Genomic DNA, 26,510 nt, shown 5'->3' on the forward strand with positions numbered 1-26,510 from the left:
CGGAACCGGCTCTGCTTTTTTAGCTTGTTATTGGTCGTCCGTCCTTACGACAAGGACGTCACATTCTGCAGATCGCGTGATATGTTCAGATACGCTTCCAATCAGGAATCGTTCCATCGCACTCAAGCCTGTTGCACCACAGACAATCAAGTCTGCATTCACCTTTTCCGCTCCATCTTTTGGAATGACGACTTTAGGGGAACCATATTCGACCAGTGTCTGCAGTGTCTGGACTGAAGTCAAACCTGCTTGTTCCGCCTTCTCTTTATACGAAGTCAGTAGCTCTTCGGCGTATTGACTGGCCCTTTCACTAACTGACTGTTCGTAAGATTCAACTGCTGCAAATGACCTGGAATCAATGACATGGATAATGGAAAGTTTTGCATCATTCCGTAAAGCGATGTCTATAGATTTTGTAAATGCCCATTCAGCTTCTTTCGATCCATCAACCGCTACAAGGATGCTCTTATATTTTAAAGTCATGGCTCATCCCTCCTTGCCTATATTTTACTATATATTTCCTCTAATATCTGGTACAAAATTTCAAAAGCTATTAGTAGTTGTTTTTCCTAAAAAGGAGGGCCTTAAACCATGGACAAGAAGAACCGTTTGAAACAGCAAAGCTTCTATGATGAAAATGCAGCTGAGCAGACATCTGCTCAAATTATGGATTCTTATGAATCAGGGCTGCATGATGGCGAGGCTGGGCCGCTAAGCTCGGGCGTCGATCCGGAAGAAGGAAAATACTGATTTTGATGAGGTTGGGACAAAACAATAATAAAAGGCTCTTTTCGCAATGATTGTGGCTGTTTAAAAGTAATGGCTTTCCGCTCCAGCCGTACGACTCCGCGGGGCGGGCGGTGAGCCTCCTCGGCTTTGCCTGCGGGGTCTCACCTGTCCCGCTAGTCCCGCAGGAGGTCGCACGTCTTCCGCTCCAAGCCTCCTACGTAAAATGGTATGGGGTAAAATAGCATTTAAAGTAACACTCTTTTAAAAAAGCCTGATAAAATGAATAAAACCGTATGAAGTCAAGTAAATAATCTTGAACTCATACGATTTTATTTCGTTATTTCAACTTAAATTAAATAGTTTTCAACTTATGTCCCATCCTCATTTATTCTGATGTATTTCAGTCAGTACCTGTGCAAGGATATCTGCGGTCCTGTATTCTTCTTCGAGCGTATTTCCGGCTCCTCCAATGTTGATGGAGAGTGTCCGGTCGAACAAATCCTGGTTGTATGTGGATTGTACAGGCGAACTGTTTTTAACGAAGACTCCTCTTGAAAGTCCGGGGACCTTTTCTTCGATTTCTTTATGGACTAGTTCTGCAAAGTTCAATACTTCATCTTCATTTTCTGCAAAGGAAGAAATAAAAAAAGCGACTTTACCAAAATTCTCTCCTCCATATTCCAAAGTAGTCGCTTCTCTCGTCTGGCTGTCTCTATGGATATCGATTATCATGTTTAATGATCGGCTGTTAGTGTTCAAAATTTCAGCGACAGCAGAGCGGGACACTTTATATGATTGGGAGTAATCGAGATTCTTTTTTTCCAGTTCTGAGATGTAATCCCGCTTATCATGCTGCACGCTCACCCCGTTATTTTCCAAAGATTGTGCAAGGCGCTCACCGACCAAGCTAATATTAACTTTTTTACTGTGTGCCTGGTCAGCATTTGTTACTCCGATTTCACTCATGAAAGATTCACGGCTGTGTGTATGATAAATGAAAATATCAGCCTTTGAATTCTCCACGACGGTATCCAACCCTGCGTATATCCCTGTATTCTTCACCGACTCAAAAAGAAAGGAGGTTCCGCCAAAACTCAACCATAAGACAGCGGCCAGGCTGCTCAGTATGCTTATTGCCAAGGCGGCTTGTTTGTTGAACTTCTTTTTCTTAAGATGCTTTTCTTCTTCATCCATTAATAATAATCGTGTTTCTTCTGTGAATCTTTCAGATGGTAAAAACTCATCAGAATGTTTCAGGTGTTTGAAAAAATATTGATCATCATGCATTTTTTAGTACCTCCTCCAGCTGAGTGGCTCCAATATCCTCTTTCAGTTTTTTTAATGCCCTGTGATAGGTGACTTTTACTTTAGAAGCACTGCAGTTTAAGATTTCAGCTGTTTCGTTAATAGAAAATTCGTTGATTCCGCGAAGGATGATTACGGTCCGATAGGAGGGTTTCAGTTGTAAGACCGCCTGGTGGATCATTTTTTTATTTTCATCGTGAATGATCAGTTCTTCAGGACTGAGATGATTGGAAGATAAGTTCTTAAAGAAAGATTCTTTAACGATAGAGTTGAAGCGCTTTTTGCGAAAGTGATCAATCGCTGTGTGCTTTGCTATGGAAAAAATCCAAGTGGTGAGGCTGCAAGAGCCATTGTAGGATGAAATTGATTTTATTACTCTCATGAAAACGTCTTGTGTTAAGTCTTCTGCCTCATTTTTGTTTCCGGTAAAACAAATCAAAAACTTGTAGACATCTTTGTGATGCTTTGAATAGAGTTGTTCGATAGTATTTCCTTTCAATCTCTTCCCCCCTTTTACATTCAGTTATTAATCGTTTCAAAAATGAAAAGGTTACACTTTATTTGAAAATGCTTTAATTTTCTTTTTGAGTTCACACTGTATTAAAGAGAGTGTATTAACTTATTATTCGTGTAAAAAAACAAAACACTATTTAGTAGAAATCTGGATATTGATTAAAGTTATATATACAAGACACAAACCTATTTCCCTTTAAATACAATACAATATGTTGTTTTAAAGCAGTGTGAGGGGGAAGAGTGTGTGAATGAAGGCTAAAAGAATCGTGAATCGGTTAAAAATGGCCGGTAACGATTCATCTGCCCTTCTGTTGATGGATCAGGAGCTCGGGCAAAGGCAAGCTGCCGGGGAAGCTCCTGCGGCAGGATAATAAGAAGGCCGCCATCCTTAAAGGGCGTGGCGGCTTTTGTTATCGTTCATTATTTGTTTAGCAGAGGTCCTTGAAACCAGGCTGTACATCGCGAACGTTAAGATGAAACTGAGGAATCCCGGAGACCATCCTTCTGGAATGAGGAAATAGATCACAAGGGCAATCGCCAGTGTATACACTGCTTTCATATTGTACTGAAATGTGCCGGAAACCAGCTTAGCCAATTCTGCTTCGGGGATTTTCATTTTCTTTACATAGATAAAGTCAGCGACGATGACGGCCGACAATGGAATGACAAAGGCCCCAAGCAGGGAGATATAATCTTTTGCATTGTCCACAAGGGCTGGAAAACAGCTTAAGACGATACCAGCTGCACCGAACACCAGTGCACTTCTCACTCTTCCAAGTAAAGGAATGGCGTTAAGCAGGCTGTATCCTCCCGTATAAGCATTACTTAGATTGATTGAAATCATTGACACAATTGCACATATACCGATTAAGGCAGTCAACAAAGCAGATCCAGTTTGTTCTGTTGCCGCGACGAACGGATTCAGATTTTGAAAGAGGGCAGCACTGAATGTCCCGAGCAATGCAGTCATGAAAAAGCCGAACACATTGCCGGCAAAGAGGCCCCAAAAGCCCTGTTTCCCTGTTTTCGCATAGCGGGTAATATCCGAGGACGCACTTACCCCTGATACATATTGAACGAATGCCAGACTGGCAAAGAACACAAAACTGCCAAAAGAAAAGCCTTCTGCTGTGAACAATATGGAGCTGCCAGTACTATCAGCTGCTGAAGTGATGAAAATGATCAGAATGGCCGCCTGTCCGACCAGCAGGAATGGCATGAACAGTTTAGTAGCCTTTTTTACCGCATCAAAACCGATCAAAGCCAGAATCGTCATAATTAGTGCAAGTGAAATGGCTATTGGAACAAGAGGCAGGCTGACTCCCCATGTTTTATTGATGAGCGAGAGAATGACCAGCGTCCCCCCGATTGTCTGTACACTGAACCAATAGAGAGAGGTTAGTGACCTGACAGGCGATGCTACATACCTTGAAAGCTTGGTCCCTATCATTGAACGTATGACATACTGTGCTGGCAATCCATACTTAGAGCCTGGCAATGAAAGGACGGAAACGAAGAAGAATGCAAGACTTCCTCCAAGCAGTGTACTGATAATCGCCCAAATCATCGATAAGCCCCCTTCTAAAACTGCCAGGGCAGGAACAAGAAAGTTGCCTGAATTGACAGAGAAGGCAAGTTGTATGATGAAATAATCAAACCACGTCGTCGTTTTTAAGTTTTCAGGAACGGACTCCAGGCCCAATCTTTCGATAGCTGGAGATTTCTTCATAGAGGAATCCCTCGTTTCTTAGAAATTCATGCTCTTCCTATTGTATAGAATCTGAGCAAAAAGGGAAGGATAGAATGTTATTGCGCGAGCATTTTTAATGAAGCTGAAGCACTATATACAGACATATACGAAAGTACTGCCTCCCTTTGAATGGAAAGGGAAAATTCAGGCTTTTCTGTCTAAATGTAAATGCTTACATTTTCTTTAAAATTGTTTAGCATTTTAAGAATGATAGTGTTATATTAATTAAGAAGTTTTACATATGGATTCGAAATAAGGAGGTTTTTTAAATGCGTATCGGAGTACCGACAGAAATTAAAAACAATGAAAACCGAGTGGCAATGACACCGGCAGGAGTGGTGAATCTTACCCAGTTCGGTCATGAAGTATATATTGAATCCGGGGCGGGCCTCGGCTCTGGTTTTACAGACGAAGATTATACAGCTGCTGGAGGTCACATTGTTGGAAGCGCATCTGAAGCATGGTCCATGGATATGGTCATGAAAGTAAAAGAACCGCTGCCAAGCGAATATCAGTATTTCCGTGAAGGGTTAATCCTATTTACATATTTACATTTGGCTCCAGAGCCTGAGCTGACTAGAGCTCTTATTGAAAATAAAGTGGTCGGTATTGCTTATGAAACAGTTGAAGTGAACCGCACATTGCCGCTATTGACTCCAATGAGTGAAGTGGCAGGAAGAATGTCCACTCAACTTGGTGCTCAATTCCTTGAGAAAATCCATGGCGGAAAAGGAATTCTTCTATCCGGGGTTCCGGGTGTTATGCGCAGCCGCGTTACTATTATTGGCGGTGGTGTTGCAGGAACAAATGCTGCTAAAATTGCTGTAGGAATGGGTGCACAAGTAACGATTCTTGACTTAAGCCCGGAACGCCTGCGCCAGCTTGATGATATTTTTGGAAGCGACGTTCAGACATTGATGTCCAACCCGCTTAACATTGAAAAAGCTGTTGCAGAGTCTGACCTTGTCATCGGCGCAGTATTGATTCCGGGAGCGAAAGCACCGAAGCTTGTAACAGAAGATATGATCAAATCCATGATGCCTGGATCAGTGGTTGTGGATATCGCCATCGACCAAGGCGGAATCTTTGAAACAACAGACCGAATCACGACACATGACGATCCAACTTACGTAAAACATGGTGTTGTTCACTATGCTGTTGCGAACATGCCTGGTGCTGTTCCTCGTACATCAACTATCGCCCTTACAAACGTAACGGTTCCTTACGCAATCCAAATTGCCAATAAAGGCTACAAGCAAGCGTGCCTGGACAATCTGGGATTGTTAAAAGGAATCAACACATTGAACGGATACGTTACTTATCAAGCGGTAGCAGAGTCGCATAACCTGGATTACTCAGATACAAAAACATTGCTCGATCAAATTTAATGATGCAACAGGCTGTCCGCATGAAGTGGGACAGCCTGTTTTTTTGTTTCGCTCTTGGAAGACTTTTAAAAAGAGAAATTAACGGGTAAAAAGGAAAGGGTGCTGATATAAGAAGGATATTAGCCGGCAGCCAAGAATTAGTTAATAGAAAAAGTATTCCAAGGAGGCTTCTGTATATGAAAATTTCCTTTCATGGACATTCTGTAGTAAAAGTAGTGACTGACAAACACACCATTCTGATCGACCCGTTTATTTCCGGTAACGAAATGACGGATTTGAAGGCTGAAAATGAAAAGCCAGATGTTATCCTGCTGACTCACGGCCATAATGATCATGTTGGAGATACGGTCGAATTGGCAAAGAATAATGATGCACTTGTAGTGGCACCATATGAGTTGGCTACATATTTAAGCTGGCAGGGAGTGAACACACATCCCATGCATATAGGCGGTGCCTATGAGTTCGAATTTGGAAGAGTGAAGCTGACTCAGGCATTCCATGGATCCTCTTATGAAACCGAGGATAACCAGATTATCTATACAGGGATGCCAGCTGGAATTCTGTTGACTGTTGGAGGAAAAACAATTTATCATGCTGGAGACACGGCACTGTTTTCCGACATGAAGCTGATCGGAGAGAGAAATACTATCGATGTAGCCTTTCTGCCAATCGGCGACAATTTTACAATGGGACCTGAAGATGCTGCAGCTGCAGCCGAATTCCTGAAGGCAAAGACTGTTGTGCCGATCCATTATAATACCTTCCCGCCGATCAAGCAGGATCCCGGGAAGTTCATTTCGATGCTGAAAGAAGAACAAGAAGGCAGAATCATGAACGCAGGCGATGAAATCGAACTGTAGGGATATACAGAACACTGGTCCATTTTGGGCTGGTGTTTTTTGTTTCAGTCTTCGTTCAGTAACTGTTATTCCTGCTCTGGATGAATTAAGAAAAGTATCTGTGCAAACCTTGAAAAAAATTAATGAGAACGGGTTGTCCCGCATACATATTAAACAAGCTGGTAAAGGAGGAATAACATGAAAAAGCAGCGATATATTATATGTTTATTACTGGCGGGAATGATGCTTTACTATGCGGTTCCCCGGATGAATGTGTTTGCGGAAGGATTGCCCGGACTGTTTGCAATCGGCTGGCTTGCTTTTGCGGCTATTGTCATTGCCGGAAATCTGTCTGCATTGCTTTTCACCCCTCAATCAGAAAAAATTCAAGGAAATCAGCGCGGAAGAAGGAAAGATGTAAGAAAGGTACGTTCTTTTAGCTGACAAAATTGAAACCCCAAGCTTTTCACTTTATAATTAAATTATCATTATGGCAGTTTAAAAAGGGTGAAAAGCTTGGCAACCAAACATGAACAGATCATTGAATATATAGATACACTTCCGATCGGAGAAAAAATTTCCGTCCGGCAGATAGCGAAAGCCCTGAATGTAAGTGAAGGTACGGCTTACAGGGCCATTAAGGATGCCGAAACAAAGGGATATGTCAGCACGATCGAAAGAGTCGGCACCATCAGGATCGAAAGAAAGAAGAAAGAAAACATTGAGAAACTAACGTTTGCAGAAGTGGTCAATATTATTGATGGACAAGTACTGGGCGGAAGAACAGGCCTTCACAAAATGCTGAACAAATTTGTGATCGGGGCCATGAAGCTTGAAGCGATGATGCGTTACACAGAGGCAGGAAATCTGTTGATTGTCGGAAATCGGACGAAAGCTCATGAACTGGCATTAAAAGCTGGAGCAGCTGTCCTGATTACCGGGGGCTTTGATACAGACGAAAGTGTCAAGCGGATTGCAGACGAACTTGAACTGCCGATCATCTCAACCAGTTACGACACATTTACAGTGGCGGCCATGATCAACCGGGCAATTTATGATCAGCTTATCAAAAAAGAGATCATTCTCGTTGAAGACATTTTGACAGCGGAAGACCAAACCGTATTTTTACAAGTGGGGGATACATTGGAGGACTGGTATGAGAAGAATCAGTCTACCTTTCACAGCCGCTTCCCGGTCATTGACCGTAACAGAAAAGTGCAGGGGATTGTTACCTCAAAGGATGTTATGGGGCAGGAAAAAGATGTCGCGATTGAAAAAGTGATGACGAAAAAACCGATAACCGTCAGTGTCAATACAAGTGTTGCTTCTGCGGCCCACATGATGATCTGGGAAGGGATTGAAGTTCTGCCGGTAGTCGATGACCAGAACAGGCTGCAGGGGATCATCAGCCGCCAGGATGTCCTGAAAGCCATGCAAATGATTCAAAGGCAGCCTCAGGTCGGTGAAACGATAGACGACAATATCACCAGCAATATGGCCTCTGTCGAAGGGAAAGATGGAGATGTTGTCAGCTACCAGTTCCCGGTGACCCCGCAGATGACAAACGGACTGGGGACGATGTCTTATGGCGTTTTTACAACCCTGGTGACAGAAGCGGCCAACCGTGCGCTGAAATCCTATAAAAAAGGCGATCTGGTTGTCGAGAACATGACGGTGTATTTCATAAGGCCGGTTCAAATGGAGAGTGTCATAGATATTCACCCTAAAGTGCTGGATGTCGGCCGTAAATTCGGAAAAGTGGATGTCGAAGTCTATCATGAAACCGTACTGGTAGGAAAAGCAATGATGATCTGCCAGCTGATTGACAAGCATTGATGCAAAATTGACTACATAGAAACAGCTGCACAGAGAATGACAAAAAAACCTGCACCCAAATGGAGTGCAGGTTTCAAGCTATTATTGGTTATCCAGTTCCTGGGCCTCTTTCTGTGCCTGAGGAAGAAAATGCTTGTACACTTTCCAACCCATCCAGGTGCTTCCCAACCCGATGGCGATAAACACCGCAGCAATAAAATAAGTGAATCCGCTTTGGAAAAGAAACAGCTGATTGATCCCGAATAAAGCGACAAACAGGCCAAGCGCAATACTCGATTTGCCAGAGAGCCATTTTTTCTCAATAAATCTGTTGCTTCTTACCGATTTCACTTTATAGTAAATGTAAAAAGAAAATGAAAGTATAATCAAAAAAACCAATACAGGCATAGCAAAGTCCTCCAAAATATCGTTTGTGAATCATTCCTTACTATTTTAACGGTATTTCTGCCGGATTCCAAATGAAAGTTTTATGTCTATTAAAAAGGAGTATGTCATGAAAGATAAAATCATTGAATTGATAAAAGAGTATAAAACCATCATCGTGCACCGCCATGTCAGACCAGATCCTGATGCCTATGGTTCACAAGGAGGGCTTGTTGAAATCCTGAAAGCCTCTTTTCCAGAAAAAGATATTTATGCTGTAGGGGAAGAAGAGCCGACATTGCATTATTTAAGGAGACTGGATAAAATTGAGGATCAAGTTTTTGAAGGGGCCTTAATCATCGTGTGTGATACGGCTAATTCAGCAAGGATCTGCGATGAAAGATATAAATTGGGTGACAAGTTGATCAAAATTGACCACCACCCTAATGAAGATCCATATGGAGACGTCCTTTGGGTTGATACGGAAGCAAGCTCTGTCAGTGAAATGATCTACTTGTTCTATCAATATGGAAAAGACAAAGGGCTAAAAATAACAGATGAAGCGGCAAGGCTGCTGTATGGCGGGATTGTCGGGGATACAGGAAGATTCCTGTATCCAAGTACAACCCAGCGCACATTTGATATTGCAGGAGAGCTTATTCGCTTTGGGTTTGACCGAAATGAGCTTTATAACAAGATGTATGAAACAGATCCTGGAGTGCTCAAGCTTCAAGGGTATGTACTTCAAAACTTTGAAATGCTTGAAAATGGTGTCGGCTGCATGACCATTACACAGGAGATATTGAGTCGCTATAATCTCGTCCCTGCCGAGGCATCCCTGCTTGTCAGTTCGCTTGGAAATGTAAAAGGGATAAAGGCATGGGTATTCTTTATTGAGGAAAGCGACCAAATCAGAGTAAGGCTCCGTTCCAAAGGGCCTGTCATCAACACTGTCGCGAAGAAATACAACGGCGGCGGACACCCGCTTGCAGCCGGGGCATCCATCTTTAATTGGCAGCAGAAGGATGAAGTGCTGCATGATGTGATGGAAGTTTGTAAAGAGAATTAGAGTGTTGTGGCTCGCCTGGTGGCGGGCCATTTTTTTGTGCGCATGTGTGCTTTAAAGCAATTAAATAAAATAAGAGGGAGGGTAAAGACATTTAGCAAGAGGAATGTAGAACTAAATGTCGCTAGAGAGCGTGTAAAGACATTTAGCAAGAGGAATGTAAAACTAAATGTCCCTAGAGGGCATGTAAAGACATTTAGCAAGAGGAATGTAGAACTAAATGTCGCTAGAGGGCGTGTAAAGACATTTAGCAAGAGGAATGTAAAACTAAATGTCCCTAGAGGGCATGTAAAGACATTTAGCAAGAGGAATGTAGAACTAAATGTCGCTAGAGAGCGTGTAAAGACATTTAGCAAGAGGAATGTAAAACTAAATGTCCCTAGAGGGCATGTAAAGACATTTAGCAAGAGGAATGTAGAACTAAATGTCGCTAGAGAGCGTGTAAAGACATTTAGCAAGAGGAATGTAAAACTAAATGTCCCTAGAGGGCATGTAAAGACATTTAGCAAGAGGAATGTAGAACTAAATGTCGCTAGAGGGCATGTAAAGACATTTAGCAAGAGGAATGTAAAACTAAATGTCCCTAGAGGGCATGTAAAGACATTTAGCAAGAGGAATGTAGAACTAAATGTCCCTAGAGGGCATGTAAAGACATTTAGCAAGAGGAATGTAGAACTAAATGTCGCTAGAGGGCATGTAAAGACATTTAGCAAGAGGAATGTAGAACTAAATGTCGCTAGAGAGGGTATAAAGACATTTAGCAAGAGGAATGTAGAACTAAATGTCCCTAGAGGGGGTGTAAAGACATTTAGCAAGAGGAATGTGATATTAAATGTCTTCAGAGGGGAGGTAAAGACATCTAGGAAAAGGAAGGTAGAATTAAATGTCCGTAGAAGGCCTGAAAAGAACTTTCAGTTATATATAATCCCCAAAACCAAAAAGCACCCGGAGAAAGATCTCCAAGTGCGCTTACCCCTCATACTCCAATTCAAGAAAGACCTGGATAACAGTGAAAAAGTAGATCTCCTTTACCTTTACCTTGTATCTCTTGTCATTGATCTTCAGTGTTTTATTTTCGATTGTTTTCTTGATGAGCTCTTTGTTTTTGTAGACTGAATCAAGGTCTTTTGCCAGAAGGGGACTGAGATCCCCTTTAATTTCTTCCTCCGCTTCAAAGATGCTCAATGAATCTTCAATTCGGTATTCCTTGGCATTGACGATTTTTAATTTGATGTCCTGGACAGTCAGGAGTTCGCTGTTTTTTTTGTTCAACAGTTTAAACTCTTCCTGCCAATGCGAAATGCCTTGATTCAAATCACTGATTCTGTCTCGCTGCTTTTCAATTGTGGCGGTTTGCTTTTCCTGGAGAACGCCGAACATAAACAGGAAGATTGTCCAGCTGATCACTCCGCCTATCAATGCACCTGCAAAGAATCTCTGCCACCCGGGCTGTCTATAATATGGCGGGATTCTCATGGGGAAATGTGCTCCTGTGTAAGCCAGTATATGAATAAGGCTGCAGTCTGGGCCCCGCCCATGGCGGCCAGGATAAGCAGGAACTGTTTAAAGAGCTCTTTTGTCTCACCATTAAGAATTCCTTTTTCAAAGCTATAGAGAGTATCGAAAGTCCCTCCAATTGCTGCTATGATCGCCCAGATTCTCAGGATGCTGGACAGCCGGGAGATTTCGGTCAATAAGGGCTGTCCGGTCATAAACGCTGCCAGTCCTCCAAGAAGGCAGCCTCCCAGCAGGACCCCCATTGCGATAAAGTAACTTTTAAAAAGTTCAGGAAAGAATGCTTCTGCCATTCTGATCATCTCCGAATATAAAATTCTCTATGCCTTTGATTACAAAGAAAAACCATTATCCCGTTAAACTACCATCATATTTTCTCTTATAAAATATATATATGGGACCAGCCTCTTACATATGAAGGAAACGCTTGCCGAAAAAAGCGAACATATTTTCTTTTTTACTTATAGTTTCTTATAATGAAAGGAGGAGAATGAGAAAAGGAGTGTGAGTGCTCATGTCGTTTGTTCACTTGCAAGTGTCAAGCGCTTTCAGTTTATTATCGAGCACAGCTTCGATTAAAACGCTTGTCCAAAAGGCCGTGCAAAGCAATTATCGCGCGTTGGCCATTACGGATCATAACGTTATGTACGGAGTGGTTCCTTTTTACAAGGAATGCATGAAAAATGGGATCAAACCGATTATCGGACTCACAGCTGACGTAATGAGCGAATTGGCAGAAACAAGCTATCCGCTTGTCCTGCTGGCTAAAAACGAGACAGGGTACAGAAACCTGTTGAAAATTTCAAGTGTCATCGGAACAAAGTCACCGGAAGGAATTCCATATAGATGGTTAAAAGGCTATGGAGAAGGGCTCATAGGAATCACTCCTGGTATAAAAGGAGAAATTGAACAGCATTTACTTTCAGGTGATGTCGACAAAGCAGAAGCAGTCCTGGTGAAAATGCAGGAGGTGTTTGGGAAAGAGTCTTTTTATCTTTCCCTTCAAGACCATGGCCTGCCTGAAGAAAGTATGATAAAAGAAAAAACTGAGAGACTGAAGCAAAAGTTCGGGATCAGGCAGGTTGTGACCAATGATGTACAGTTTACGGAGAAGGAAGATGCCTTTGCCCATGAATGTCTCCTGGCGATAAGGGACGGAGTGAAGCTCAGTGATGATGAGCGGGAAACTCTCGCAAATGATCACTATTATTTTAAAAGCAAAGAAGAAATGCTGAATCTGCACGGAGATGATGTGGATGCACTTGAGAATACGATTAAAATAGCGAACGACTGCCATGTAGAAATCGCTTTTCATCAAAACCTTCTTCCGAAGTATCCTCTTCCAGAAGGAGAATCGGCAGACCGATACTTACAACAGGTATGTTTGAATGGCGTGAAAGATAGAGGCCTGGAGAATAAGGAAGAGTATGCAGAACGTTTGAAATATGAATTGTCCGTCATCCAGAAAATGAATTTCAGTGATTATTTCTTGATTGTCTGGGATTTTATGAAGTTTGCAAGGGACCAGCATATCCTGACTGGACCTGGAAGGGGCTCTGCTGCTGGGTCACTGGTGGCCTATGTGTTGAAAATAACGGATGTAGACCCGATCCGGCATGGGTTATTATTTGAACGGTTTCTCAACCCTGAAAGGATTTCCATGCCTGATATCGATATTGACTTTCCCGATTACCGCCGTGAAGAGGTCATCGAATATGTCCATAAAAAGTATGGAGACCTGCATGTTGCCCAAATCATTACGTTCGGAACGCTGGCGGCCAAGGCAGCACTAAGGGATACAGCGAGGGTCTTCGGCTTCAATTCAAAGGAACTGGAGCAGCTGTCTAAGTTTGTTCCTTCCAGGCATGGCTTGTCTTTGAAGGCAGCATATGAAGACTCTGCAGATTTCAGGGACTTCATTAATGAATCACAACACAAACAAAGGCTATTTCAAACAGCGTTGAAGCTTGAAGGACTGCCCCGGCATGCCTCCACTCATGCTGCAGGTGTTATCATCAGCGAAAAGCCGCTGGTCGATTTGATTCCTATTCAAGCAGGCCAAGGCTCTGCACACCTGACTCAATATCCAATGGAGATATTAGAAGAAATCGGCCTCCTGAAAATGGATTTCCTGGGGCTACGCAACTTAACGATTCTCGACCGGCTTGTCACATCCATAAAAAAGGGGACAGGAAAGAGATTTACACTTGATGCCATTCCGTCCAATGATGTAAAGACATTTGCGTTATTGAGCCAGGGAAGAACCGACGGTGTTTTTCAACTGGAGTCTGATGGAATGAAGAATGTCCTGGTGAAGCTGAAGCCAACTTCCTTTGAAGATATAGTAGCTGTCAACGCCTTGTTCAGGCCAGGGCCGATGGAGAATATCCCGACATTCATTTCCAGAAAGCATAAGCAGGAGAAGATTGAATATCCACATCCTGATCTTGAAGAAATCTTGGGGATGACCTATGGGGTTATCGTCTATCAAGAACAAATCATGCAGATTGCATCCAGGATGGCAGGTTTTTCTCTTGGGGAAGCAGACCTGCTGAGAAGGGCGGTCAGCAAAAAGAAAAAAGATGTGCTGGACAGTGAACGGAAACATTTTATCGATGGAGCATTGAAAAAGGGTTATTCGTTTGAAACTGCTGAAGAAATATATGACCTGATAGTCCGGTTCGCCAATTACGGATTTAACCGGTCCCATGCAGTGGCCTATAGTATGATTGCTTACCAGCTGGCTTACTTAAAAGCGAATTATCCTTCGTATTTTCTTGGAGCGCTGATCACCTCCGTAATCGGAAATGATACGAAGGTTGCTCAATATATCCGTGAGGCGAAGCAAAGTAATATTGACATCCTGCCTCCGTCTGTAAATCACAGCCATTTCTTTTTTAAAGTAGAGAGAAACAGCATACGATACAGTCTGGGAGCGATCAGAGGTGTGGGAGCGGCGGCCCTGAAAGAAATTCTGCAGGCGCGCCAGGAAAAGCCCTTTACGGATTTGTTTGATTTCTGTTTGCGAGTATCTCTAAAGGCAGTCAATCGGAAGACGCTTGAAGCCCTTGTGTTCTCTGGTGCTTTCGATGACTTTGGCGAAGACAGGTCTACTCTGCTGGCAAGCCTGGATGTAGCCATTGAGCACTCTGAACTCGTCAGGCCGCAGGATCAGGATTATGATTTATTTCAGGAAGAAGAGGCTTTCTTTCTGAAACCAAAGTATATGGAAGTAGAAAGCATGCCTCTCGAGAAGAAGCTCGAATATGAAAAACAGGTACTGGGCTTATATTTATCAGACCACCCTGTCTCTCCTTATGAAAAAATATTTAAAGATATTTCAGCCATCGATCTCTTCGATCTGGAAAGCGGCAATAAAAATGTAAGGACAGGGGTATACATTACATCGGTTAAAACGATCAGGACTAAAAAAGGGGAAGTGATGGCCTTCATCACTATAAGTGATTCGAGCGGGGAACTGGAAGGTGTTGTTTTTCCGAATGCCTATAAACAGTTCTCTTCACAGCTGAAAGAAGGAAATATCGTTATGCTGGAGGGCTCTGTTGAAGAGCGTAATCAAAAAACGCAGTTTCTGGTCAATAAAGCTCTATCAATAGAAGAAGCCAAGGACCTATCAGAAAAAATAAACAGACGGCTCTTTTTAAAATTACAACAATCAGCAGGCGATGAACTTGCTGCAGTACAAAAGACATTAAAAAAATTCAGGGGAACTGTTCCTGTCATCATTCATTTCGACTCCGAAAACAGAACCGTGCAGCTACCGAATTATCACTGGGTAAATCCGGTTTCGGAATGCTTACGTGAATTGAAGGAGATAGTAGGCGAGAAAAACATTGTGCTGAAATAATCTATCAGAAACTGGACAGTTTTCTGAAGCAAGATAATAAGATTTCCTTTACTTACTACATCTTTTATTATATTGTTTAAGAGGAAAAGGGTGGTCAGACCACCTGCCGCACTACTATTACTTATTAGAATAAATACGCAAATGCATATACTTAAGGAGTGAACCATCTTGTCATTACGTGAAGAAGCGTTGCATATGCACAGGATAAACCAGGGGAAATTAGAATCTAAATCAAAAGTTGATGTGAAGAATGCAAAGGATTTGAGTCTGGCATATTCACCTGGTGTAGCAGAACCATGTAAAGTGATTTATGACAAACCTGAAACAGTTTATGAATATACAATGAAAGGAAACATGGTAGCAGTTGTTTCCGATGGTACAGCCGTCCTGGGGCTTGGAAATATCGGGCCGGCAGCAGCACTTCCAGTTATGGAAGGAAAAGCGGTGTTATTTAAAAGCTTTGCCGGCGTGGATGCATTTCCAATTTGCCTGGACACCAATGATGTAGACAAGATTGTAGAAACAGTAAAATTAATGGAACCAACATTCGGCGGCGTTAATTTAGAAGATATAGCAGCACCAAATTGTTTTGTGATAGAAGAACGGTTGAAAAAAGAAACCAATATCCCAATCTTTCATGATGACCAGCACGGTACTGCAATCGTAACAGTTGCAGGACTCGTCAATGCACTGAAGATCGTCGGTAAAAAGATGTCCGAAATCAAGGTTGTGGCAAATGGTGCTGGAGCAGCTGGAATTGCCATCATAAAGCTTCTTCACAATTATGGCGTCCGCGATATCGTCATGTGTGATTCAAGAGGAGCTATCTATGAAGGGCGGCCTAATGGAATGAACACAATAAAAGACGAAGTGGCGAAGTTCACTAATAGAAACCGTATAGAAGGCGGACTTGAAGACGTAATCAAAGATGCGGATGTGTTCATCGGCGTTTCTGTTGCAGGTGCACTGAACCAGGAAATGGTACGATCCATGAAAGAAGATCCAATCATATTCGCCATGGCTAATCCGGTTCCGGAAATCATGCCGGAGGATGCAAAGGCTGCCGGCGCCAAAGTAGTGGGGACAGGACGCTCGGATTTCCCTAATCAGGTCAATAACGTTCTTGCCTTCCCTGGTATCTTCCGAGGTGCCTTGGATGTCCGTGCCACACATATCAATGAAAAAATGAAGCAGGCAGCAGTAGAGGCGATTGCCGGGCTTGTTGCAGAGAAAGACCTGGACTCTGACTATGTTATCCCGGCTCCATTCGATGCACGGGTCGCCCCTGCAGTGGCTGCAGCAGTGGCACAGGCTGCCATGGAAACAGGAGTTGCAAGGCTTAAGGTCGATCCCGAAGAGGTACGCAAAAAAACAGAACATTTAGCCGTTATTGGAAAGGGTGAATGATCCAAAGGATGGACTCACCAAAACCAAATTCAAAGGTATTTATTGAGATTGTAGACAGAATCAGGGATATGATTTCCAAGGATGGTTTGCAGCCTGGAGATAAGATACCTTCCGAAAGAGAATTATCTGAACGCCTGAAAGCCGGGCGTTCTTCTATTAGAGAAGCGTTAAGGGCGTTGGAGCTCCTGGGCCTGATTGAAACCAGGCGGGGCGAAGGGACCTTTTTAAAAGATTTCCGCAAGCACCATCTGGTTGAGCTGCTTGGAACGTTCATTTTGAAAGAAGGACAGGCAAGGGATGATGTTCTTCTCACAAAAGAATGGCTTGAAAAAGAAAGCCTGATGACTATCATGAAACAGGACATCAGCATGGAAAAACTCCAGAACAGCTTGGATGCAGGGGTTTTTAATACCATAGATGAGTTCATTCGGGAACTCATCCGTCACTCTAATAATCTGCTTGCTGAAAAAATCTGGTATATCTTATCACAATATGGTGCAATGGTGGCACAATCTCATGAGTTCAATGAAGAACTCATGATGAATTGCACAGGTCTTCTTGCCTCTCTTGATAAAAATCAGGAAGCTGAGATGTGGGAATATTACTATTTAATAAAGAAATTCTCTCATTTCCCTGAGGAACAAGAGGGCTGAAATTTGTCGATGAAATGCCGACATGTTCCTACATCATTTTTGAGAGAGTTGCGTTACAGTTGAATATAAATGATCTGTTAATGATCCCTGGAAAATAATAGATAGAATACGGTATAAATTAATAATTGTGTGAAGAGGAGGTCTCACTTTGCTTAAGGATCTTTTTGTAAAAACAAAGAAGAAAAAGTATGCAACCATTCCGTCCGATGCAGCTAAACAAGACGTACCGGAAGGAATCATGACCAAATGTCCAAATTGCAAAAAAATTATGTACACAAAAGAACTTCAAAAGAACATGAAAGTGTGTCTGCATTGTGATTATCACCATCGTATGGATGCATTTGAAAGAATATCCTGCACTATGGATGAAGGAAGCTTTCAAGAGCTGGATGCAGGCTTGATTTCTGAGAATCCCTTGAACTTCCCTGATTACATAGAAAAGCTTGAAAAAGATCGCGAAAAAACCAATATCAATGAAGCGGTTATAACGGGTGCCGGAACCATCGACGGTTTCCAGGCGGTCGTTGCGATTATGGATGCCCGCTTCCGAATGGGAAGCATGGGATCGGTTGTAGGTGAAAAGATTACCCGGGCTATTGAAGAGGCTGATAGAAGAAATTGCCCATTTATCATTTTTACTGCGTCTGGCGGTGCCCGTATGCAGGAAGGGGTCTTATCCCTTATGCAAATGGCTAAAACATCCGTTGCATTAAAGCGCTTCAGCGATAATGGAGGATTGTTCATTTCAATCATGACACACCCGACAACCGGGGGGGTTTCAGCGAGTTTCGCATCGCTTGGAGATTATAATTTTGCTGAACCGGGTGCCCTTATCGGATTTGCAGGAAGAAGGATTATTGAACAAACAATCAGAGAAGATTTGCCTGAAGATTTTCAGACTGCTGAATTTCTTTTAAAGTATGGTCAATTAGATGATGTTATTTCACGATTGGACCTTAAAGAGAAGATTTCCACGATTTTGGAGATTCATCAATGGGATGGTGAACTGACATGGTAAGTGAAATGGAATTTGAAAAGCCTGTAATACAGTTAAGAAATAAAATTTCCGAGCTGAAAGAATTCACGAAGAAATCGGAAGTCGACCTTTCCTCGGAAATTGAAAAATTGGAAAATAGATTGGAAAAACTTGAGAACGAGCTTTATGAAAATATGAAGCCTTGGGACCGAGTTCAAGTGGCAAGGCATCCTAACAGACCGACAACTTTGGATTATATCAATCACCTGTTCACTGATTTCCATGAACTGCATGGAGACCGCCTTTATGGGGAAGATGAAGCAATTGTTGCCGGAATCGCTAAATTCAAGGGGCTTCCTCTTACAATCATCGGCCATCAACGAGGGAAAGACACGAAAGAGAATATCCGCCGTAACTTTGGGATGCCGCATCCAGAAGGTTACCGCAAAGCCCTCAGGCTGATGAAGCAAGCCGACAAGTTTGGAAGGCCGATTATCTGTTTCATTGATACAAAGGGTGCATACCCTGGAAAAGCTGCAGAAGAACGCGGTCAAAGTGAAGCGATTGCCCGTAATCTGTTTGAAATGGCTGGGTTGAGTGTTCCGGTCATTTGTATCGTCATTGGTGAAGGCGGAAGCGGCGGGGCTCTAGCATTGGGAGTAGGAAACCATATCCATATGCTTGAAAACTCGACTTATTCCGTTATATCTCCTGAAGGTGCTGCTGCCTTGCTTTGGAAAGATTCCACACAGGCCAAGCGAGCAGCTGAATCGATGAAGATAACAGCGCCAGACTTAAAAGAACTGGGGATAATCGACCAGATCATCCCGGAAGTGAAAGGCGGGGCCCACAGAGATGTGAAAACCCAGGCGGACAGCATCGGGGAAGTCATCAAGGCATCTCTTGAACAACTGGTGCCGCAAACACCCGATCAGTTAATTGAAAATCGTTATGAAAAATATAAATTAATGGGTGAATATACCGTTTTAGATGAATACACAAGGGTAAATTCTTAAGCGTGGACATGTCCGCGCTTTTTCTTATTTCTGTTTTATCAGAAAAATTGGTACTGAATGTTAAGGGGAATTTTCATTTCTCAAATTTAATGTATATGCAAGATACTGATGTTGTTAAGTGTTTAATTACCTCTGTTACTAGTAATAGGTGTTCTGGGACCAAATTATTGAAGCAAACATGTTTCCTAGTTCTACAGCCTTAAGATTTCAGTGAAATATAGAATCAACGGTTGATTGGAGCGGAAGGTGTGCGACCTCCTGCGGGATTAGCGGGACAGGTGAGACCCCGCAGGCGAAGCTGAGGAGGCTCACCGCCCGCCCCGCGGAGTCGCACACCTGGAGCGGAAATCCGGCAACACCATCTAAATAGGTACGAGCTTTTTAAAAACAGAGGATAGAATAAAACGCGTTTCAATATGAAAAAAATTATCATGCTTCATTAGTTGCATAAAAGTAGATTGGAACGGATATCAGTCAATCATTAATTATGGAAGCAAATAAGTGCCCACTATGTTAAAAAATGTATATTAGATTAATGTAAACGCATTCTTTTACAGTTAAACGCTTTCATTATTTAGATTATTAAATCTTTTTGAAAATGCGCGCTATATTCGTTGTTAGCGGTCATTCTTCATGTTATTTTAGAAATAATCCAATGGCTTTTTGCCTATAATAGTAAGTGTTGATTCTGTTTCCTCATTTCTTCTTCTTTCAGAGATCCCCAATAGAACTATTAACAAAATTTATAATACATAATAAATGATTAAGAGGTGTTTGATTATGAAAAGAATTGGTGTATTGACCAGTGGCGGAGATTCTCCGGGAATGAACGCTGCCGTCCGTGCGGTTGTCAGACAGGCTATCTATCAAAACATGGAGGTATACGGCGTTTATCAAGGGTATAATGGCTTGATTACAGGAAATATCAAAAAGCTCGAACTTGGTTCAGTTGGGGATATTATCCATCGTGGAGGCACAATGCTTTACACGGCACGGTGTGAAGAGTTCAAAACGAGGGAAGGCCAGCAAAAAGGAATCGAACAATTGAAGAAACATGGTATCGAGGGTCTTGTCGTTATAGGTGGAGATGGTTCATACCGGGGTGCAAAAGCATTAACCGAGTTAGGATATCCTTGTGTAGGTGTCCCGGGTACAATCGACAATGATATCCCCGGAACAGAATACACCATCGGATTCGATACAGCATTGAATACAGTCATTGATGCAATTGATAAAATCCGTGATACCGCCACGTCCCATGAGAGAACTTTCATCATTGAGGTAATGGGGCGAAATGCCGGAGATCTGGCACTTTGGGCAGGGCTTGCCGGTGGGGCTGAAACGATCTTGATTCCTGAGGATAAGCATGATATGGATGATATCGCAAACCGTTTGAAAAAAGGGCAGGAACGCGGCAAGAAACACAGTATCATCATCGTGGCTGAAGGAGTTATGGGTGGAAATGAATTTGCTGCCAAATTGAAGGAAGCAACAAACCTGGAGACACGCGTTTCGGTACTTGGACATATTCAGCGCGGAGGAACACCGACAGCATCCGATCGGGTACTTGCAAGCCGTCTCGGGTCTCATGCTGTCAACCTGCTGAGAGCAGGGAAGGGCGGAAGAGCAGTCGGAATTGAGAAAAATGAACTGGTTGATTATGACATTATAGAAGCATTAGCTAAAGAACATGTGTTAGATTTAAGTATGTATAAGCTTTCAAAAGAGTTATCTATCTAAAATTTAAATCCAGCTTGAATATGACAGGAAATATCCAGGAGGTCATTAAGTAATGAGAAAAACAAAAATCGTATGTACCATTGGTCCGGCAAGTGAAACAGTTGAAAAACTAACGCAATTGATTGAAGCGGGAATGAATGTAGCCCGTTTGAACTTCTCTCACGGCGACCATGAAGAACATGGAGCACGAATCAAAAATATTAGAACCGCCGCTGAAAAGACAGGTAAAACAGTTGGAATCTTATTGGATACAAAAGGTCCTGAAATCCGGACTAACAATATGGAAAACGATGCAATTGAACTGGAAAAAGGCTCTGAGATCATTGTATCCATGACAGAAGTACTGGGTACGCCAAAAAAATTCTCTGTAACCTATGGCAGTCTTATCAATGATGTAGAGGTTGGATCGAAAATTCTTTTGGATGACGGATTGATCGGGCTTGAAGTCATCTCACTGGATAAGGATGCAGGAGAAATCAGAACAAAAGTGCTTAACTCTGGAACACTGAAAAACAAAAAGGGTGTAAACGTGCCTGGAGTGTCGGTTAACCTGCCGGGAATCACGGACAAAGACGCCAAGGATATCATTTTCGGAATTGAACAGGGAGTCGATTTTATCGCAGCATCCTTCGTCCGACGTGCAACAGATGTTTTAGAAATTCATCAGCTGCTTGAGGATCATAATGCAAAAGATATCCAAATCATTCCTAAGATCGAGAACCAGGAAGGTGTCGATAACATTGACGAAGTATTGGAAGTTTCTGATGGCCTAATGGTTGCCCGCGGAGATTTGGGCGTAGAAATTCCTGCAGAAGAAGTCCCTCTGGTTCAAAAAGCATTGATCAAAAAATGCAACGCACTAGGGAAGCCGGTCATCACAGCTACACAAATGCTTGATTCCATGCAGCGCAACCCTCGTCCTACTCGTGCAGAAGCAAGTGACGTGGCGAATGCGATATTTGACGGAACAGATGCTATTATGCTTTCAGGAGAAACTGCAGCCGGCACATATCCTGTTGAAGCAGTTCAGACGATGAACAATATTGCTTCCCGTGCAGAAACAGCGCTTGATTACAAAGAGATCCTGTCCAACCGCAGTAAAGACAGCGGCCATAACATGACGGACGCAATTGGGCAATCGGTGGCGCACACAGCTATCAATCTGTCTGTGAATGCGATTGTGGCACCGACAGAAAGCGGGCACACAGCCAAGATGATCTCAAAATACCGTCCTCAAGCACCAATTATAGCTGTAACAGCGAGTGAATCTGTATCCAGAAGGCTTGCATTGGTCTGGGGTGTCTATCCGCAGGTGGGAAGAATGGTATCGACTACTGATGAAATGCTGGAGATGGCAGTCGAAGAAAGCCTGAATTCCAGTGTCATCAAACATGGCGACCGCATCATTATTACAGCCGGAGTACCTGTCGGCGAATCTGGTACGACAAACCTCATGAAGATCCATGTGGTTGGCGACATCATTGCGAAAGGTCAGGGTATTGGCCGAAAGACAGCTTACGGAAAAACAGTACTAGCCAGAAATGCTGCAGAGGCTAATGAAAAAGTGCAGCCTGGTTCTGTACTCGTAACAGTAGGCAGTGATAAAGACATGGTGCCGGCCCTTGAAAAATGCTCTGCATTGATTACAGAAGAAGGTGGATTGACAAGCCATGCCGCTGTTGTCGGGATCAACATTGGGATTCCTGTCATTGTAGGGGTAGAAAATGCCATGTCACTGCTGCAAGATGGCCAGGAAATTACGGTGGATTCCTCAAGAGGGGTTATCTATGACGGCCATGCAAGTGTACTGTAATTAAAAAAATGACTCAGCAATGTCTCTCTTTGAGCGGCATTGCTTTTTTATGCATAAACTTGGGAAATGGCCAGTGTAAAAATGTACGAAATCTGGCTGCCGTACTCAGTTTTCTATAACTGTTGCAAAATTGTCGCATCGCGGCATCAGCCTGGCTTTTGTGCATATGTTATAATAAATACAGGTTGTCCAAAAAAATGGGGGAATCAACGATATGAGATATATGATGTTCTTTTTGATCGTAGTGCCTGCGCTTGAAATTGGCCTTCTCATCCTTTCCGGCCAGACATTCGGCGTGTGGGCGACAATCCTGATGATTATCGCTACAGGGGTTTTAGGAGCCTATCTGGCAAAACGCCAAGGCTTACAGGCAATACAAAGTGTGCAGGAACAAATAAGATTCGGCCAGGTTCCTGGCGATGCCATAGTAGACGGTTTGTGCATATTGGTCGGCGGAGTGGTCTTGCTGACTCCTGGATTTATAACGGATGCAATAGGCTTTTTGCTTCTATTTCCACAATCCAGAAGGCTCATAAAACCGTTTATACTGAAGGTTATTAAGAAATGGATAGATAACGGCAACGTTATAATATACCGATAATACAAGAAAGGATCCGTTCGAAATGAACGGATCCTTTTAATTTTTTGCAGATTTCGTCAAATAAGAAAAGCTTTAAATAATTTTTTTATTCCCTGATTTCAGGCTTTCCTGTAATAAATGCCCAAAGATCATGGAACACTCCGGCATTCTTTAGTGTTGAAAGAATGACTAAAGTAACAGGGCCCAAAATCAATCCCAGGAATCCGACAAGCTTAAATCCAACAAATAATGCAATCAAGGTTGCGAGAGGATCCAGGCCGATGCTTGAGGAAAGCACTTTCGGTTCCATAATCTGTCTCTGAACGACAACGACAAGGTAGAGGACTCCCAATCCGACACCCATACCGATATTGCCTGTAATTAATTCATAAAGAATCCAAGGAACAAAAACCGCACCTGTGCCAAGGTAAGGCAGAATATCGACAAGGCCGATTACCAACGCTATAGTGATCGCGTAATCCACTCTCAGTATCAATAAACCAATCAATACGATGACCGCTGTGATGGATATTAGTGTGAATTGTGCACGGATGAAGCCGACCAATGCCTTTTTCAGATCGACGAACACTCTTCTCCCGCTTGTTGCGGCTTTTACTGGAACATACTTAGAGAGCTTATCTGAAAGATGGTACCAGTCTTTACTGATAAAAAACGTTGCTAAAGCTGAAAATATTAATACGGTAGCAGCATTCGGAATCCAGGAAACAAGGTTCGGAAGCTCCTGGAAAAAGTTTTGTAGAAAGTTGCCTGCAGTTGAAGCAATTCTCTCTCCAGCTGCTTGAATGTTTTCCAGAATGGCTCCCTGCTGGCCTTCTTCTAAATTCTTGAAAAGCCCGCTGATCTGATGATAGAAAGGGATAACCTGTCCGGCAATGAAGTTTTCCATATACTCAACAATTGTTTGTACATGTTCAGGCACCACTTTTGCCAAGTAGTTCGCCCCAGCCACAATTTCAGTAATAAGCAAGGTGATAAGGCCGATGAAAATGGCGATAATCAGAAAAAGTGCCACAGCAACTGCCAAACCCCTTGGCATTTTCGCCTTCGTCTCAAGAAGATTCACAACCGGGTTCATGAGGAAAGCAATTACTAGAGCGATAATGAATGGATAGGTAACTTTTGAAACATAAAAAATCGCAATTCCCGTTAAGATGATGACTGCAATCACAAATAAGAAGCGTAAGCAACGGTAGATGAATTCTAAATTCATTAATGGCCCCCTTTCGAATTTTTCTATATATTACTAATTATATTTTAGCTGAGGAAGGTAATGAAAGAAAGTTGAATTGCGAATGAAATAAATATTTAAAAAACTCTCCAAAATAGAATTCCTAAATTGCTGCAATAACAATTGGCCATACTATAAACATAAAAGCAGTAGGCGTTCTGAGAGAACTGAAATACTGATAGATATCCTGTTTATGCAGGGGTTACCAACAACTCTCTTATCGTAAGCATCATTGCAGAACAGCGTTATCCTTTTCACATCGGGAAATCGTGTCTCAACTGTAAAAAGTATGGCAGAAATTCTATGCTACTATAGCTGATCGATCTCAAACGGTTGATTAGAGTATATTTAAATACTATGTTACGATAGAGTATAAGAAGCACAGGTTTATTTTTCTAATAAAATAATTATTATAGAAATTAATCCGTTTTCATTCACAAAAGTCTGATAATTGTTTATAATAGAAAATGAAAGCGCATCCCGTGCTTGAGGTCTGCATAATATACAGATATTTATTTGTATCAATGCATGAATCTTTGCTGAGCGAGCGCTCGATTGCGCATGTTTTAAACAATTATACTTAACTTTTGAAACAAGCCGTTTTAAGAGACTCAAGTACTCTTGAAGCATAGTTCATTATATAATGGACGACTTGGCAATAATTCAGATAAAGGAGAGGTTTTACTATGACAGCAACTCGTGGTTTAGAAGGAGTTGTAGCAACTACATCTTCAATCAGTTCAATCATTGATGATACTCTTACATATGTTGGCTACAATATCGATGATTTGACAAACAATGCCAGCTTCGAAGAAATAATCTATCTATTATGGAACCTTAAACTGCCGACAGCTTCAGAGCTGGATCAACTTAAGAAGGATCTGGCTGAAAATGCTGCTCTTCCTAAGGAAGTAATCGAGCACTTTAAGATGTATCCAATTAAAGATGTTCATCCAATGGCTGCTCTAAGATCTGCTGTATCACTTCTTGGACTATATGATGAAGAAGCAGATGTGATGGAAGAGGATGCAAACTTCCGCAAAGCAGTCCGTCTTCAAGCCAAAATCCCGACGATTGTTACTTCTTTTGCTCGTATCAGAAGCGGAAAAGAACCAATCGCTCCAAGAACAGATCTTGGTTTTGCTGCAAACTTCTTGTATATGCTTACAGGCAATGAGCCTGCTGATATTGAAGTGGAAGCATTCAATAAAGCGCTTGTCCTTCATGCAGACCATGAATTAAATGCATCTACATTCACAGCTCGTGTATGTGTAGCGACTCTTTCTGATGTTTATTCCGGTGTTACTGCGGCAATCGGAGCGTTGAAAGGACCTCTTCACGGCGGCGCCAACGAACAGGTTATGAAGATGCTTACTGAAATTGATTCAGTTGATAATGTTGAGTCTGTAATCCGCCAAAAGCTCGACAACAAAGAAAAAATTATGGGCTTTGGACACCGTGTTTACCAAAAAGGTGATCCGAGAGCAAAGCACCTGAAGGAAATGTCTAAGAAATTGACTGAGCTAAGAGGCGAAAGCAAATACTATGAAATGTCTACTAAGATAGAAGATATCGTGACATCTGAAAAAGGCCTTCCGCCGAATGTCGATTTCTATTCTGCTTCTGTTTATCACAGCCTGGGAATCGATCATGACCTTTTCACACCGATTTTCGCGGTAAGCAGGGTATCCGGATGGCTGGCTCACATTCTTGAGCAGTATTCCAACAACCGCCTGATCCGTCCTCGTGCGGACTATACTGGTCCTGGAAAACAGGCATATGTTCCTGTAGACCAACGCGGTTAATATTTTACAAAAAGCTAAATATTTGGTGTAATGACAATGGAAGAAGCTTTGCCTTTTATAAGGCGGGCCTTTCCGTCAACAATAAAAACGGGTCTG

The 26,510-nt window shown here is 42.4% G+C and carries 24 protein-coding genes; 16 read left to right on the forward strand and 8 right to left on the reverse strand.

Annotated features, from left to right (window positions below):
- Nucleotides 1-27: 27 nt before the first annotated feature.
- Nucleotides 28-483, reverse strand: a complete 456-nt coding sequence (locus M1E09_RS04980; RefSeq protein ID WP_456273755.1) for a universal stress protein — start codon at nucleotides 481-483, stop codon at nucleotides 28-30.
- 108 nt (nucleotides 484-591) lie between these two features.
- Here M1E09_RS04980 and M1E09_RS04985 point away from each other — a divergent pair, with 108 nt between their 5' ends.
- Nucleotides 592-750, forward strand: coding sequence for a hypothetical protein (locus tag M1E09_RS04985; RefSeq protein WP_456273756.1), 159 nt, complete (start codon nucleotides 592-594; stop codon nucleotides 748-750).
- Between the two features lie 360 nt (nucleotides 751-1,110).
- Here the strand turns inward: M1E09_RS04985 and spoIIP are convergent, their stop codons facing one another.
- The gene (gene spoIIP, locus M1E09_RS04990) at nucleotides 1,111-2,016 is read right to left on the reverse strand and encodes a stage II sporulation protein P (protein WP_456273757.1); all 906 of its coding nucleotides are present in this window, start codon (nucleotides 2,014-2,016) and stop codon (nucleotides 1,111-1,113) included.
- Entirely contained in the window at nucleotides 2,009-2,533 is a 525-nt protein-coding gene (locus M1E09_RS04995; RefSeq protein WP_456273758.1) for an RNA polymerase sigma factor, read from the reverse strand. The genes spoIIP and M1E09_RS04995 overlap by 8 nt, the downstream gene beginning before the upstream one ends.
- Nucleotides 2,534-2,798: 265 nt before the next feature.
- On the opposite strand from M1E09_RS04995, the gene M1E09_RS05000 reads away from it, so the two are divergent.
- Nucleotides 2,799-2,921 (forward strand): hypothetical protein, encoded by a 123-nt coding sequence (locus M1E09_RS05000; protein ID WP_456273759.1) that lies wholly within the window; start codon nucleotides 2,799-2,801, stop codon nucleotides 2,919-2,921.
- Nucleotides 2,922-2,938: 17 nt separating this feature from the next.
- Here M1E09_RS05000 and M1E09_RS05005 read toward each other — a convergent pair whose 3' ends face one another.
- Entirely contained in the window at nucleotides 2,939-4,279 is a 1,341-nt protein-coding gene (locus M1E09_RS05005) for a purine-cytosine permease family protein (RefSeq protein WP_456273760.1), read from the reverse strand.
- Nucleotides 4,280-4,569: 290 nt separating this feature from the next.
- Between M1E09_RS05005 and ald the strand changes: the two genes are divergently transcribed.
- From ald to M1E09_RS05025, 4 genes are all read left to right on the forward strand, one after another.
- Nucleotides 4,570-5,688 (forward strand): alanine dehydrogenase, encoded by a 1,119-nt coding sequence (gene ald, locus M1E09_RS05010; protein ID WP_456273761.1) that lies wholly within the window; start codon nucleotides 4,570-4,572, stop codon nucleotides 5,686-5,688.
- A gap of 176 nt (nucleotides 5,689-5,864) precedes the next feature.
- Nucleotides 5,865-6,548: a metal-dependent hydrolase gene (locus tag M1E09_RS05015; RefSeq protein ID WP_456273762.1), complete on the forward strand. Its 684-nt coding sequence runs from the start codon at nucleotides 5,865-5,867 to the stop codon at nucleotides 6,546-6,548.
- Between the two features lie 177 nt (nucleotides 6,549-6,725).
- A complete protein-coding gene (locus tag M1E09_RS05020; RefSeq protein WP_456273763.1) occupies nucleotides 6,726-6,971 on the forward strand; it encodes a hypothetical protein in 246 nt (81 codons plus the stop codon).
- Between the two features lie 72 nt (nucleotides 6,972-7,043).
- Nucleotides 7,044-8,363 carry a DRTGG domain-containing protein gene (locus M1E09_RS05025; protein WP_456273764.1) on the forward strand — a complete coding sequence of 440 codons (1,320 nt, stop codon included), beginning with the start codon at nucleotides 7,044-7,046 and terminating at the stop codon, nucleotides 8,361-8,363.
- 81 nt (nucleotides 8,364-8,444) lie between these two features.
- On the opposite strand, the gene M1E09_RS05030 is transcribed toward M1E09_RS05025, so the two are convergent.
- The gene (locus tag M1E09_RS05030; protein WP_456273765.1) at nucleotides 8,445-8,750 is read right to left on the reverse strand and encodes a YtpI family protein; all 306 of its coding nucleotides are present in this window, start codon (nucleotides 8,748-8,750) and stop codon (nucleotides 8,445-8,447) included.
- Between the two features lie 106 nt (nucleotides 8,751-8,856).
- On the opposite strand from M1E09_RS05030, the gene M1E09_RS05035 reads away from it, so the two are divergent.
- Nucleotides 8,857-9,795, forward strand: a complete 939-nt coding sequence (locus M1E09_RS05035) for a DHH family phosphoesterase (RefSeq protein WP_456273766.1) — start codon at nucleotides 8,857-8,859, stop codon at nucleotides 9,793-9,795.
- Between the two features lie 966 nt (nucleotides 9,796-10,761).
- Here M1E09_RS05035 and ytrI read toward each other — a convergent pair.
- Nucleotides 10,762-11,268, reverse strand: coding sequence for a sporulation membrane protein YtrI (gene ytrI, locus M1E09_RS05040; RefSeq protein ID WP_456273767.1), 507 nt, complete (start codon nucleotides 11,266-11,268; stop codon nucleotides 10,762-10,764).
- Entirely contained in the window at nucleotides 11,265-11,600 is a 336-nt protein-coding gene (locus tag M1E09_RS05045) for a YtrH family sporulation protein (RefSeq protein WP_456273768.1), read from the reverse strand. The genes ytrI and M1E09_RS05045 overlap by 4 nt, the downstream gene beginning before the upstream one ends.
- A gap of 221 nt (nucleotides 11,601-11,821) precedes the next feature.
- On the opposite strand from M1E09_RS05045, the gene dnaE reads away from it, so the two are divergent.
- The 8 genes from dnaE to M1E09_RS05085 all read left to right on the forward strand — a co-directional run bounded on the left by dnaE (nucleotide 11,822) and on the right by M1E09_RS05085 (nucleotide 23,381).
- Nucleotides 11,822-15,175 (forward strand): DNA polymerase III subunit alpha, encoded by a 3,354-nt coding sequence (gene dnaE, locus M1E09_RS05050; RefSeq protein ID WP_456273769.1) that lies wholly within the window; start codon nucleotides 11,822-11,824, stop codon nucleotides 15,173-15,175.
- Nucleotides 15,176-15,343: 168 nt separating this feature from the next.
- Nucleotides 15,344-16,582 carry an NAD(P)-dependent malic enzyme gene (locus M1E09_RS05055; protein ID WP_456273770.1) on the forward strand — a complete coding sequence of 413 codons (1,239 nt, stop codon included), beginning with the start codon at nucleotides 15,344-15,346 and terminating at the stop codon, nucleotides 16,580-16,582.
- A gap of 8 nt (nucleotides 16,583-16,590) precedes the next feature.
- Entirely contained in the window at nucleotides 16,591-17,235 is a 645-nt protein-coding gene (locus M1E09_RS05060; protein ID WP_456273771.1) for a FadR/GntR family transcriptional regulator, read from the forward strand.
- Nucleotides 17,236-17,383: 148 nt separating this feature from the next.
- Nucleotides 17,384-18,253, forward strand: a complete 870-nt coding sequence (gene accD, locus M1E09_RS05065) for an acetyl-CoA carboxylase, carboxyltransferase subunit beta (RefSeq protein WP_456273772.1) — start codon at nucleotides 17,384-17,386, stop codon at nucleotides 18,251-18,253.
- Nucleotides 18,247-19,227 carry an acetyl-CoA carboxylase carboxyl transferase subunit alpha gene (gene accA / locus M1E09_RS05070; protein WP_456273773.1) on the forward strand — a complete coding sequence of 327 codons (981 nt, stop codon included), beginning with the start codon at nucleotides 18,247-18,249 and terminating at the stop codon, nucleotides 19,225-19,227. The genes accD and accA overlap by 7 nt, the downstream gene beginning before the upstream one ends.
- Before the next feature lie 780 nt (nucleotides 19,228-20,007).
- Nucleotides 20,008-20,967, forward strand: a complete 960-nt coding sequence (pfkA, locus tag M1E09_RS05075; RefSeq protein WP_456273774.1) for a 6-phosphofructokinase — start codon at nucleotides 20,008-20,010, stop codon at nucleotides 20,965-20,967.
- A gap of 52 nt (nucleotides 20,968-21,019) precedes the next feature.
- Nucleotides 21,020-22,780 carry a pyruvate kinase gene (gene pyk / locus M1E09_RS05080; RefSeq protein ID WP_456273775.1) on the forward strand — a complete coding sequence of 587 codons (1,761 nt, stop codon included), beginning with the start codon at nucleotides 21,020-21,022 and terminating at the stop codon, nucleotides 22,778-22,780.
- Between the two features lie 214 nt (nucleotides 22,781-22,994).
- Nucleotides 22,995-23,381: an FxsA family protein gene (locus M1E09_RS05085; protein WP_456273776.1), complete on the forward strand. Its 387-nt coding sequence runs from the start codon at nucleotides 22,995-22,997 to the stop codon at nucleotides 23,379-23,381.
- An 85-nt stretch (nucleotides 23,382-23,466) separates the two neighbouring features.
- On the opposite strand, the gene ytvI is transcribed toward M1E09_RS05085, so the two are convergent.
- Nucleotides 23,467-24,591, reverse strand: coding sequence for a sporulation integral membrane protein YtvI (gene ytvI, locus M1E09_RS05090; RefSeq protein WP_456273777.1), 1,125 nt, complete (start codon nucleotides 24,589-24,591; stop codon nucleotides 23,467-23,469).
- Between the two features lie 704 nt (nucleotides 24,592-25,295).
- Here ytvI and citZ point away from each other — a divergent pair.
- Nucleotides 25,296-26,414, forward strand: coding sequence for a citrate synthase (citZ, locus tag M1E09_RS05095; protein ID WP_456273778.1), 1,119 nt, complete (start codon nucleotides 25,296-25,298; stop codon nucleotides 26,412-26,414).
- Nucleotides 26,415-26,510: the final 96 nt, after the last annotated feature.

The organism is Bacillus sp. AK031 (assembly GCF_053903065.1).